The following is an 11,801-nucleotide window of genomic DNA, read 5'->3' as shown; positions in this document are numbered from 1 at the left end:
ATCTTCAGAAAAGAAATTATGGAACTTATTTATGGGGGCAGGTCGAAGCTTATGGAATATCTATATGTCTGATTTTTCCGTTAAATTATCGCCCATAAGCTTCGCCCCTACAACTTATGACAAATTAATACATTCTATTTTGAAGATGTCTATTGTACTGATACCGCTTGTAATTGTCCTGAATTAATCAATATTACTCCTGATTGCGGTGCTTTAGATTGTGGCGGTTGTAGTTGGTAAGATACCGGAAACGATTCCCTATTCCCTATTCCCCATTTATGATATAAATAAAACTACAGTAATTCTACTCCTAAACCGTAGATTAGTCACAGAGGTATAAAACCAGTGGGCATAGTAGTTGAAAATGTGTCTAAGCAATTTGGCAGCTTCCAGGCTGTAGATCAGGTAAGTCTAGAAATCAAAAGTGGTTCACTGGTGGCATTACTAGGACCATCTGGTTCTGGTAAATCTACACTACTGCGGTTAATATCGGGGTTAGAAATGCCGGATAGTGGTAAAATCATTCTCACTGGGAAAGATGCTACCTATCAAAGTGTACAAGAGCGAAATATTGGTTTTGTATTTCAGCATTATGCCTTATTTAAGCACTTAACCGTGAGGCAAAATATCGCCTTTGGCTTAGAAATTCGCAAAGCACCGAAAAAGAAAATACACGGTAAAGTAGAACAACTGTTAGAATTAGTGCAGCTAAGTGGATTAGGCGATCGCTATCCTTCTCAACTTTCAGGAGGACAAAGACAAAGAGTAGCCTTAGCCAGAGCCTTAGCCGTAGAACCTAAAGTATTATTACTAGATGAACCATTTGGGGCGTTAGATGCTAAAGTGCGTAAAGACTTACGTGCTTGGTTACGCCGTCTCCATGACGAAGTTCACGTTACCACCGTGTTTGTAACTCACGATCAAGAAGAAGCTATGGAAGTTTCTGATGAAATCGTAGTTATGAACAAAGGAAAAGTAGAACAAGTAGGAACACCCGCAGAAATTTATGATCATCCTGCTTCGGCTTTTGTAATGAGTTTCATTGGTCCTGTGAATGTTTTACCGAGTTCTGCCAAGATTTTTCAAAGCAGTGGTTTCGACTCAGCTAACCCAGAAATATTTTTACGTCCCCAAGATGTAATTGTCGAAAGAGATGCGAATGGTACAACTGCATCTGCTATAGTTAATCGTGTCATTCATTTGGGTTGGGAAATTCAAGTAGAATTAACCTTGGATGATGGGCAAAATTTTACTGCTCATTTAACACGGGAACGTTTTGATGAGTTAAAATTAGAACCACAAGAGCGAGTTTATGTCAAGCCCAAAGATGCAAAATCTTTCCCGCTTTATTATTCTATTTAACGTAAATTGCTAGTTCTGCAAGAAAGGCTCTCAAATCGAACTAACAAGGATAAGTAGACAGCAAAAAAGCATGGAACACCATCATAATTCATTCTTGCTCCTGTCTCCAAGCCCTCACGAAGAGACTTTTTCAGCAAACCCTATTTAGAGGTCAACTTAACCCCAAACCCACTCCAGGAGAAGATTAATTAAAATTAAACTTTACCCCTTGCCTGTACTTCTGGAGTGGTTTTTCTGTTATTAATATAATTAATACTAAAGCAACCTATTTTATCCGGATACATCAGGGAATTGAATAGACCTCTCCGAAAAAGATGTAGGGACAATTCATGAATTGTCCCTACGAATGGGTTTCAGGTTATGCTTATGTAATTTTCGGAGATGTCTAATGGTTAAAATTGACTAAGTGTTCATTGTTCTTAGCCTGATAACTTATATGACATTTGATATCGTTGGTGCAGCTGTTGATTTTGTAAATAATACTACTAACAAAATTATTTCAGCCTTTACTAGCCAAACTCTTCTTAAACAAAACCAGATCAATTTATCCGCGACACTGCAAAAAGTTAGACAAGATCAGCGGGTAATCCAAGCAGAAATGGATTACTATCAGCGCAGAGAAGCTAGAAGGCAGGAATTTCTGCAAATTCAAGAAACAACTATTAATTCAGATAATTCGGATAGTTCAGAAATAGAAGTAACATTATTATCAGAAAGAGAAGAAAAATTACTAAGACTGAAGCGGGAAGAAATAGAGGACAGGAGTAAGTTAAGTGCATTATATCTAGATTTAAGTAGAGAAACAACTGCTAAAGAAATTGATTTGAAGCAAAAAGAAATTCAAGGGATTTTTGACCAGCAGAAATGGCCAGGCATTTTAAGTCGTGATGAAGCACAGAGAATTTTTATAGATGAACAAAAGAAACCACGGTTATTGATGTTAGTGCCTCCACCAGATATTAGCGATGACTTTCCTATATCATTCCGTGATAGTCTGAAAAAGGAAATTCGTAATCAACTAAAATTATTTTTAGAGAAATACTATCCCCTATCTGGTGATTATTGCCCAGTAGAATTTTATGGAAAATATTTTGAGCGTTCAATTTTTGATGCTGAAGTCAAACAATTAGAGACAATTTTATCGGCCGTACCCACAGCAATTATTTACACTGATATCACAGATCATGAAGTTTATTTCAATGTGAAATTTTGGGGTCTTCAAGAACCAGTATCTTTATCTTTTGAACCTTGGAACTGGGAAGAATTCAAAGAAAATATTCAGGATGATAGTAATGATGAAACCAAGAGTTTGCGAGCAATTAGGCAAACTATTGTCGTCCTACACAAGTTATTAGCAGCATTCTTGGCGGATTGGTATTATTTGAATATTGATCCAAATTATGAACCTCAATTATTTAAATTAAGTGCAGATTTTCCCACAATCTGGACTAATGAAATGTTAGAAAAACTCAGAGTTGTTATCAAAAAATATAGGGAAGTTTATAACTATGAATTGAAAAATTTAGTATTTCTTCAAATAGAAAAACCAATAATTTGGCGTTGTGTCAATACTCTTTATGGTCATTCAAATTATGTTTTTTCTATAGCTATCAATCCCCAAGGAAAAACTTTTGCCAGTGGTAGTGCAGATAAAAGTATTAAAATTTGGGATATCCAAACGGGAGAACTTCTGCAAAACTTAACGGGTCATTCCAACTATGTTTCCTCAATAGCCTTTTCTGCTGATGGAAACATCATTGCTAGTGGCGGCTATGATAAAACTTTTAAGCTATGGTATGCTCTGAGTAGTAAAACATTCATTGAGCATTCTGGTTGTATAACTTCAGTTGTTTTTGCTCCTAATGGTAATTTGTTGGCAACCGCAAGTATGGATAAAACTATCAAATTATGGGACTTAAACACTGAAAAATTAATATATACTATCACTAAGCATAAAAATTATATTAATTCTCTTGTTTTCAGTGGAGATGGACAAAAGTTAATTAGCTGTGATGCTGACAAGACTATCAAAATATGGAATACCCAAAAAGGTTCAGAAATAAATAGTATTACTGAACATTCAGATGTGATTAATACTATAGCTATTAGTCCTGATAATCAAATTTTTGCTACTGGTAGTCATGACAATACAGTTAAACTTTGGTCTCTGTCTACAGGAGAACTGATTCATACCTTTGATGGTCATACAGATGCAGTCACAAGTGTTGCTTTCAGTCCTGATGGAAAAATTCTAGCTAGTGGCAGTAGTGACAATACAATTAAGCTGTGGCATCTGTATAGTCAAGAACTGATAAATACTCTTTCAGGACATTTATCAACTGTTCATTCTGTAGCTTTTAATGTTGACGGAAATAAGATAATTAGTGGTAGTGCTGATCATACAATCAGGATTTGGCAGTCTGAGCAATAACCTAATATAGCAGGAGTCAAGAGTAAAACCCTCTTCACTGCTATAAAAAACTGTAGCGTTTACTCTTACATTTATTATATTTGGGAAAATAGGACAATAAATTTGGAAAGCGGGTGATGGGACTCGAACCCACGACATTCTGCATGGGAGGCAGACATTCTACCACTGAATTACACCCGCAGATTACAAGTATGGAAATCTAGTCTATGGGCTATTATATCATAAATTCCGCGAAAATCAGTAACGGATTTTTCTAGAACAAATAGGAGGGAAGAGACACAAGACAGTTAATAGCAAAGGATGATAACTTATAAATGAAATTCTTGGGTTGCTAGGAAAAATTGAGATAGATAATGTAAACTGAATCCAATGGCAGTCAGAAGCACCAAAGTCTCTGAGTATAGTAACTTGGTTATTTATTCGATGCGCTTCATAAACGTGAAAAGTTTTATCTTTTTTAGAGTTAGAAAGCGATCGCCCCTTTAACTGGTAAGATAAAGGATTTACATTGAACGAAATTGCAACAGATAAACATGATTATAAAAATATATACCCTGAGAATCCTCTAATCCTCTATGTTCAATACCACTGAAATTATCATTGATGCTTTTGTAAATCAACTGCGAGAAGGTTATCGACGTACCTACGGCGGTTTAAAAACTGATTATCAAGACATCATAGCTTGGGCTGGTAACATGGCTTTGGAAAACATCGCCAACAGTGATGCTTTATATCACAATGTGGAACACTCTGTTCTCGTTACCCTCGTCGGACAAGAAATTTTGCGTGGTAGACACATCCGAGAAGGAGGAGTTTCCAGCGAAGATTGGTTGCACGTGATTATCTCCTTATTGTGTCACGATATTGGTTATGTCAAAGGAGTTTGCCGCGAAGATCAAGAAGCAGAAAGTTTATATGCTACAGGACAAAATGGCAACATGGTTGCTCTTCCTCCTGGTGCTTCTGATGCTAGTCTCACACCCTATCATGTAGATCGGGCTAAACTATTTATTGATGAAAGATTTGGTGGACATCCTTTGATAGATTCAGAAGTGATCAAGAACAATATTGAACTAACCAGGTTTCCAGTTCCTAGAGCCGATGATCATCAAGATACCACTCATTTTGCCGGCATAGTACGTGCTGCTGATTTGATTGGGCAATTAAGTGATCCCCGTTACCTGAAAAAAATTACAAGTTTATTTTATGAATTTGAAGAAACCGGAGTGAATAAAGCTTTAGGTTATAAAAATCCTGGAGACTTACGTAAAAACTACGCCAAATTTTACTGGAATGGTGTCTATCCTTATATCAAAGAAGGATTGCGTTATCTAGGACTGACACAACAAGGAAAACAAGTTTTAGCTAATCTTTATGCTAATGTGTTTGTGGTCGAACATGAAAAACAGAATGAGGAAATAAGGTATTTAGCTGAACAGTTAAATGGTTAAATCACTAAATTTATGTAGCTTATATTTCAGGCTGGTAATGGGTAATTGGTAGTTGTGAAATTAGCCACTCTTAACTTTTACCTGATCTATAAATAGAAACTTACATACATTAGAGATTTAGCTGAATGAATTACTAACTCTATTAATTATCATTCATTGTTTTGTAAATAAGTTTTGTCAAAAAAATTATGAATTGGTTGCAAAAACTCAAAAAAAATTCCTTAGCAAGATTTGGGGCAATTATACTATTAGTGTTCTATTTAGCAGTCATTGGGGCTGACTTTATCGCACCTTATAATCCTTATGATTCACAGCCAAATGGTTCGCTATTGCCACCTACCCGCATTTATTGGGTTTCTCCAGAGGGTAAATTTATCGGACCCCATATTTATCCAGCAATTCAAGGAGATACAAATCTAGAAACAGGGGAACGTAAGTTAATTGTAGATTTTAAACAGCCTTCACCTTTGGCTTTATTTGTTTCCGGTCCAGAATATAGATTATTTCAACTCAGTTTACCCCTACCTACCAAATGGGATGAAGTTACTATTATTCCTGGTATTCCCCTAAATTTGCATTTATTTGGTTCTACAGGTGAAGCCAAATTTAATATTTTAGGTACTGATGAACAAGGACGGGATCAATTTAGCCGTCTGCTTTATGGTGGTAGGATTAGTTTATTTATTGGGATTTTTGGCATCATCATTACCTATCCTTTGGGTTTAATAATCGGTGGTATTTCTGGTTATTTTGGAGGTGTAATTGATAGTGTGATTATGCGTTTAGCAGAAGTGTTAATGACTTTTCCCAGCATTTATTTGTTAGCAGCATTATCAGGAGTTCTCAGCCCTCAATTAACCAGTACACAACGCTTTTTATTAATAGTTGTAATTACTTCTGTGATCAGTTGGGCAGGTTTAGCTAGAGTAATTCGTGGTCAAGTTTTATCAATTAAAGAAAGAGAATTTGTCCAAGCATCACTGGCAATGGGAGGTAAGCCAATTTATATTATTCTCCGTCATATTTTACCCCAAACTGCCACTTATGTAATTATTTCTGCTACTCTGACCATTCCGAGTTTTATTGGTGCAGAAGCAGTGTTAAGTCTGATTGGTTTAGGTATTCAACAACCTGATCCTTCTTGGGGAAATATGCTTTCTTTAGCTAGTAATGCTTCAATTTTAGTCTTACAACCTTGGCTAGTTTTATCACCTGCTATTTTGATTATTCTGACTGTTTTATCATTCAATTTATTAGGTGATGGGTTAAGAGATGCCCTTGATCCTCGCAGTTTGCAAAGATAAATAAGTGGTAAAATGCGATCGCATTCATTCTATATTGATATCTTGAATCTTGTTAGAGCGATCGCTAACTCTATTTTCTTAGATGGAAATTTCAGAACAATCAAGGAAAATATGATAGACAGTTATTGGGATTCCTGTTAAGCGATCATGCTGACTCATCCACTCATTGGGGAAAGAAGCAATAACCTGAATTGGTTTCAATTGTTGTATTACAGAAAGACCATTGTTAGATTCAGTAAATTTCCTCTGAAGTTCTTTAATCCAATATTCATAATTATCACTCTGAATGTAGCCAATCATAGCCGCTTCTGGATATTGAGCAGCATAAGCAGTTCCAGCTATAAATTCTTGTAATCCTTCTTTATCTGTGTATTTACTTATGGGATATCCCCCTTTACGCAAACGTTTTGCTTCAAAAACATATTTGGGACGTGGTTTACACCCACTCCATTCAACTACAAGATCCAACCTGCGCCTAGACTTTCCAGTCCTACCTTCACCCGTTATTGGCTTCTCTTCACTCAAATAATAACGGTCAAAACGAGATGGAGTATCAGGATCATCAAACCTTTTATCTATTTTTTCAGCTATGAAGCCTGTTATCACAGTTTCTTCTAATGTGGGATTAATATTAGTTCGAGCATCTTCATAGCCCCATGCAAGTAGCTGATGTGCGTCTCTGCGAAAGAAACTATCATAAGTGGCAATCCAATTTGGATCAGGCTGTCTTTGTGTCATTTATATCTTGCTCCATTATCATTAGTTTTTACCTCTATCTGTAAGAAAGAATTTCAGCAATAATGTCATCAGAGTCATTTAAGGCTTGTGTTTTTGTCCAGTCAATCAAGCGAGGAGATTTACAAATATGAATTTTTGAACCATCTATAATACGTATACCACGTTGAATGTACACCCATTGACTAAATTGCTCTCTTAGCTTCTGATGAATTTCTACCAAAAAAGATAATAATTGTTTATTTTCTCGTTCAACAGTAACATTTATTAAGCTATTTGATTTAATGATTTCTACTGTGCAAATGATCATTTTCTCAGAGTAGACTATAGAAACTTTGTGATGTACACTGCTACCATCTGCAAAATCATCTAATTCATTTGCTAAACATTGCCCATAATTTAGCAATGCTTCTTCTGTTGGTATTACGGTAGCTGAATTAACTGCTTTACCTTTGTTAAGTTTAAATTTAACCCGCCAAAAATCTCTTGCTAAAATACTTATATTTCTAGGAATTTTAATTATGTTTTCCAATTCTATATCCAGTCTTTCCTGAAGTTCCTGATCTAGTTTTTCTCTAACCAAATCTGTTTCATGCAAATAAGATATCTCTAAAGAAGCTAGTTCTTTTTGCAGATTTGCTAATGCTATAATTTGTTCTAATGATAAATTAGGAACTGGAATATTTTTAATGTCTCTGGGACTAATAATACTGCTATCAACACCCCATGAAGAGCTTTGGAAAAAGAGGTAATACTTACTAATACTTGAACTAAAGAAAACAGCAAGAGCGCGTAAATAATCGGCATCATGGCTGCTTGCTGATAGACCTACTTTGGGATGAGTAATCACGAACTCTTTATTACTAAACACAAAGTAATTGGGAGTTAGAACTAGATGTGGAGCAGATGAGATTTTTAAACCAATTTTTCTGCCTTTTGCTATGAAGCACTTTTGTGGTGTAATTATTTCTAATACTTCATCATGAATAGAAAAACGAAGCTTTGACCTGACCATTAAATTGGCATTAAGGTATTTGCGTCCTTCAAGATAAGGTGCAGGTTCAACTTTACTTCTATCTTTACCATACCAGATTGAACTGTCTTTTAATGGCAATCCCTGATGAAGAAACCAACCTTTTTCTGTAATTAATTCACCCAAACTAATTGAAAACAATCGGCGTAAACGCTGAATTGCTCTTTTATCACGGTAGCTACCCCACAAGGCTAGTTTCCAAACAATAGCCTCTCCAGTTTCTGCTTCATCAGGTAAAACGGTTTCTATTTCATTCTCATTAATAGTAATTATCCAAGTTGAAGTTTTTTTATCTTCCTTCCAAGGGCGATTAGAAATTTGATTAATGACAAAAGGAGCATAATGAACAATTGGTGGTTTTTCTTGTTCCGGTTTAGCTTTCCTATAAATTACAGTGGCCGCAGGTGCTTCTCCCCTTTTGCCAAATAGAACATAAGCCAAATTGGAAAAGTTAGTAATTCTTACAACTTCATGTTGCTGAAAAAAGTTTCTACGGTATTTTTCAGACTCATGGTTAAATAAACTCTTGGCGTGTATAAGTAAACCTGCACAACCCTTATCATCTAGAAGATCAGTTACTCGCCAACTAAAAGCTTCACAAACTCTGTTACCCGTAGCTGGACGAGAAACATAATTGTTATTAATCCAATTGCGTGCTAATTCTTCACCTTTTGTATCCGGTTTAAGTTCTATCCAGGGTGGATTCCCTACAATCCAATCAAACTTTAAATTACTTTGAAAAATTTCAGCTTGATTATCGAAAAAATCACATTCAAAAATTCTATAATTATGTAATGCTGGAAATTGAAAATATTTGTTCTTATGTAAATCTGGAGGCTCAATATAGTTGAGCATCGTTAAAATTAAACTAAATTCTGTTACATAGCAAGCATCAGAATTTCGCTCAATACCATAAATATTGTCTACAAGAATTTGTTTAAGTTGTGTAGGATGAAATTTTTTATTTGGATTTTGAGCTAATTCTATTTCTATTAATCTACGATAAGCTAACACTAAAAAAATTCCAGAGCCGCAACATGGGTCAAGAATTTTCATTCCTTTTTTGAGATTTTTAGTATAGTTAAGTTCCGAAATTAAATAGTCTGCTAAAGGCTCAGGGGTATAAACAGCACCGACTTTTTTTCCTTTACCTTGTGCATGGAGGAACTGCTCATATATTGAAGATAGTGTTTCAACAGGAATATAAGAAAAATCATATATATCAAAGTCAAGATGAAGTTGACCAGAAATAGGATCATCTCCTTTAAATACAGAAGCTACTAAGGAAATTATTTCATCTTCTGGTGCTTCTTTACCTTTTAATGGTAGAGGGAAAATATCACCATTGAAGCGTTTTTCTAAAGCTTCAACTAGCTTCCTAAAACCCGTTAAAGTGGCATTACGGCTAAGTACACTATCAAGGTTGATATTATTTTCTTCTAACCACTTGTTAGATAAAATTCCTCTATCCCAAAGATATCGAATATAGACGTACTTACCAATTAATGCGTGAGCAATTGATATATTAACCCCTTTTTCTTCTAACCTCTTTCCTAACTTTTCAAGATTGTTAAGCAAATGTAGATCAACGCGCCTTTCAGGAATAAGATTTTTAGCTTGAGTTTGCCACAGTTTACCAGAATCTATTGACTCAGCAAAAAGATAATCTAATTTAGATTTAATATCGGCGATATTAGCATCAACTGTATTTATTAAGCCTTGATTCTCTTCTTCTTGGTCGTAATCAAAACCTGTATAAACTCTAATTTGATGGGGAAGAATTACTATTAAAAATGGTGCGTTACCAAGATTCCAAAGTTTGCGATGAATATCTCTGGCTTCTTCTGGTGTTTTGGCTTCTGCAACATGAACGGCAGGTCTAGGAGGTAAAATTTCATCACTGGGTGGACTGGTGTGAAAAACATAAGTTCCCTTTACACCGGCTTGTTTTGCAGCACGGAATGTATGCTCAGTCGAGGGGTCATGTTGAACACTGCTATCACAGTAGTTTGCCGACTGAGTATAGTTAATTACGTCTAAGAGTTGTTCTAACTGCAAAAGAACTTCTCCTTTTTCTTTAGTTAACTGAACACATTAAACTCATGACAAATTTATGGCTAAATCCATTATCTTCTATAAGATAGAACAAGAATACTAAGAAATATGTATGAAGTCAATATTTTATTTTAACTGATAAATGTTTATAAATGCAAAAACTGAACTTAATATCGTAGTTAGTAGTCAGTTATGATTTTTGACCTGGGGTAAATAAAAATCATGCAAAAAAGCGGGCAGGATACCCGCACCACAAGATAGGATTAATTTTTTGTCTTCCCTAGTATCTAATTCTTGGATCTACATAAGCATTGAGAATATCAATCAAAATACTCGCAGTCACAACAATTGCCCCAAAAAATACTAAAATACCCTGCACTGTAAAATAATCCCGTTCAGAAATAGCTTGATATAATCTATTTGCTAACCCTGGCCAAGAAAATGTTACTTCTGTTAAAATTGCCCCTCCCAATAGGGAAGCAAATGTTAATCCTAAGACTGTAATTACAGGTATTAAGGCATTCTTTAAAGCATGGGATATTAAAATCTTATTTTCCGGGATTCCTCGCGCCCTAGCTGCTTCTACATAATCAGCTTTTAATGTTTGTTTTAAATTCACTCTCACAATACGTTCAAAAATACCACTGAGCAAAATTCCTAAAGTGATACTGGGTAAAGCTAAATGATGTAAAGCTGTGAAAAAATTACTTACATTTCCACTTAATAAACTATCAATTGTATATAAACCAGTAAGAGTTGGAGGTGGGGAAATATTAGGAGGAAAACGATTAGAATTAGGAAACCAACGTAATTGAACTGAGAATATTAATTGTAATAACATTCCCGCCCAAAACATGGGGAGTGCATAGGTAATAATGCCAAATAAACGCCCACCAACATCAAAAGAAGTACCGGGACGAGAGGCGGAAAGTGTACCTACTAAAATTCCCACAATTAAAGCTACCAGCATACTACAAACGGCTAATTCTACTGTAGCTGGAAAATGTTGGCTGATAATTTCCCACACATTTTGACCGCGACTGGTTAAGGAAGTTCCTAAATCAAAACGTAGTATATTTCCCAAATAATTGAGATATTGTAACCAGATGGGTAAATTTAAACCTAGTTGTTTTCTGAGTTCTTCCTTAGCACTTTCTGGCGCACGTCCACCAAGAATTGCATCTGCTGGATCTCCAGGAGTGGCTCTTAATAATAAAAAAACAATGGTGATAATAGTTAATAGTTGCAGTGGTGCAAATAGCAACCGAGAAACTATGTAATATTGTAAGGCTTTAGAACGGGACATATTTATTAGGAGTCAGGAGTTCAGGAAGTTCAGGAGTTCAAGGAGTTGAAGGAGTCAGGAGTCTTAGGGGCGAAGCATTCGGGCGACTAATTGTAAATTTTTGTCCCAGGCTATTTTCCGAATG

At 35.5% G+C, this 11,801-nt stretch carries 7 protein-coding genes and 1 tRNA gene; 4 read left to right on the top strand and 4 right to left on the bottom strand.

Annotation, left to right across the window (positions count from 1 at the left end; translation table 11 throughout):
• The first annotated feature begins 345 nt into the window (after positions 1 to 345).
• Together H6F45_RS03080 and H6F45_RS03075 are read left to right on the top strand one after the other, a co-directional pair.
• On the top strand, positions 346 to 1,362 hold the full coding sequence (locus H6F45_RS03080) for a sulfate/molybdate ABC transporter ATP-binding protein (RefSeq protein WP_137667618.1): 1,017 nt from the start codon (positions 346 to 348) through the stop codon (positions 1,360 to 1,362).
• A 436-nt stretch (positions 1,363 to 1,798) separates the two neighbouring features.
• Positions 1,799 to 3,793: a WD40 repeat domain-containing protein gene (locus tag H6F45_RS03075; protein ID WP_190346420.1), complete on the top strand. Its 1,995-nt coding sequence runs from the start codon at positions 1,799 to 1,801 to the stop codon at positions 3,791 to 3,793.
• 108 nt (positions 3,794 to 3,901) lie between these two features.
• Here the strand turns inward: H6F45_RS03075 and H6F45_RS03070 are convergent.
• Positions 3,902 to 3,973: transfer RNA gene (locus H6F45_RS03070), tRNA-Gly, on the bottom strand.
• 395 nt (positions 3,974 to 4,368) lie between these two features.
• Here H6F45_RS03070 and H6F45_RS03065 point away from each other — a divergent pair.
• Positions 4,369 to 5,244: an Npun_R2479 family HD domain-containing metalloprotein gene (locus H6F45_RS03065; RefSeq protein WP_096565103.1), complete on the top strand. Its 876-nt coding sequence runs from the start codon at positions 4,369 to 4,371 to the stop codon at positions 5,242 to 5,244.
• 188 nt (positions 5,245 to 5,432) lie between these two features.
• On the top strand, positions 5,433 to 6,548 hold the full coding sequence (locus H6F45_RS03060) for an ABC transporter permease (RefSeq protein WP_190346419.1): 1,116 nt from the start codon (positions 5,433 to 5,435) through the stop codon (positions 6,546 to 6,548).
• 78 nt (positions 6,549 to 6,626) lie between these two features.
• Here H6F45_RS03060 and H6F45_RS03055 read toward each other — a convergent pair whose 3' ends face one another.
• From H6F45_RS03055 to H6F45_RS03045, 3 genes are all read right to left on the bottom strand, one after another.
• Positions 6,627 to 7,286 (bottom strand): hypothetical protein, encoded by a 660-nt coding sequence (locus tag H6F45_RS03055; RefSeq protein WP_190346418.1) that lies wholly within the window; start codon positions 7,284 to 7,286, stop codon positions 6,627 to 6,629.
• Positions 7,287 to 7,320: 34 nt separating this feature from the next.
• Positions 7,321 to 10,374 carry an N-6 DNA methylase gene (locus tag H6F45_RS03050; RefSeq protein WP_190346417.1) on the bottom strand — a complete coding sequence of 1,018 codons (3,054 nt, stop codon included), beginning with the start codon at positions 10,372 to 10,374 and terminating at the stop codon, positions 7,321 to 7,323.
• A 277-nt stretch (positions 10,375 to 10,651) separates the two neighbouring features.
• Positions 10,652 to 11,677 carry an ABC transporter permease gene (locus H6F45_RS03045; protein ID WP_137667614.1) on the bottom strand — a complete coding sequence of 342 codons (1,026 nt, stop codon included), beginning with the start codon at positions 11,675 to 11,677 and terminating at the stop codon, positions 10,652 to 10,654.
• Positions 11,678 to 11,801: the final 124 nt, after the last annotated feature.

This window comes from Sphaerospermopsis sp. FACHB-1194, from assembly GCF_014696235.1.
In the GTDB taxonomy this organism is placed as follows: domain Bacteria; phylum Cyanobacteriota; class Cyanobacteriia; order Cyanobacteriales; family Nostocaceae; genus Sphaerospermopsis; species Sphaerospermopsis kisseleviana.
This window is presented reverse-complemented; position numbering and strand designations above follow the sequence as displayed.

What these genes read in the sequence shown, in the direction of transcription:
- H6F45_RS03075 (WP_190346420.1), top strand. Translation starts at nt 1,799, where the DNA reads ATGACATTTGATATCGTTGGTGCAGCTGTTGATTTTGTAAATAATACT.
- H6F45_RS03065 (WP_096565103.1), top strand. Translation starts at nt 4,369, where the DNA reads ATGTTCAATACCACTGAAATTATCATTGATGCTTTTGTAAATCAACTG.
- H6F45_RS03060 (WP_190346419.1), top strand. Translation starts at nt 5,433, where the DNA reads ATGAATTGGTTGCAAAAACTCAAAAAAAATTCCTTAGCAAGATTTGGG.
- H6F45_RS03055 (WP_190346418.1), bottom strand. Translation starts at nt 7,286, where the DNA reads ATGACACAAAGACAGCCTGATCCAAATTGGATTGCCACTTATGATAGT.
- H6F45_RS03045 (WP_137667614.1), bottom strand. Translation starts at nt 11,677, where the DNA reads ATGTCCCGTTCTAAAGCCTTACAATATTACATAGTTTCTCGGTTGCTA.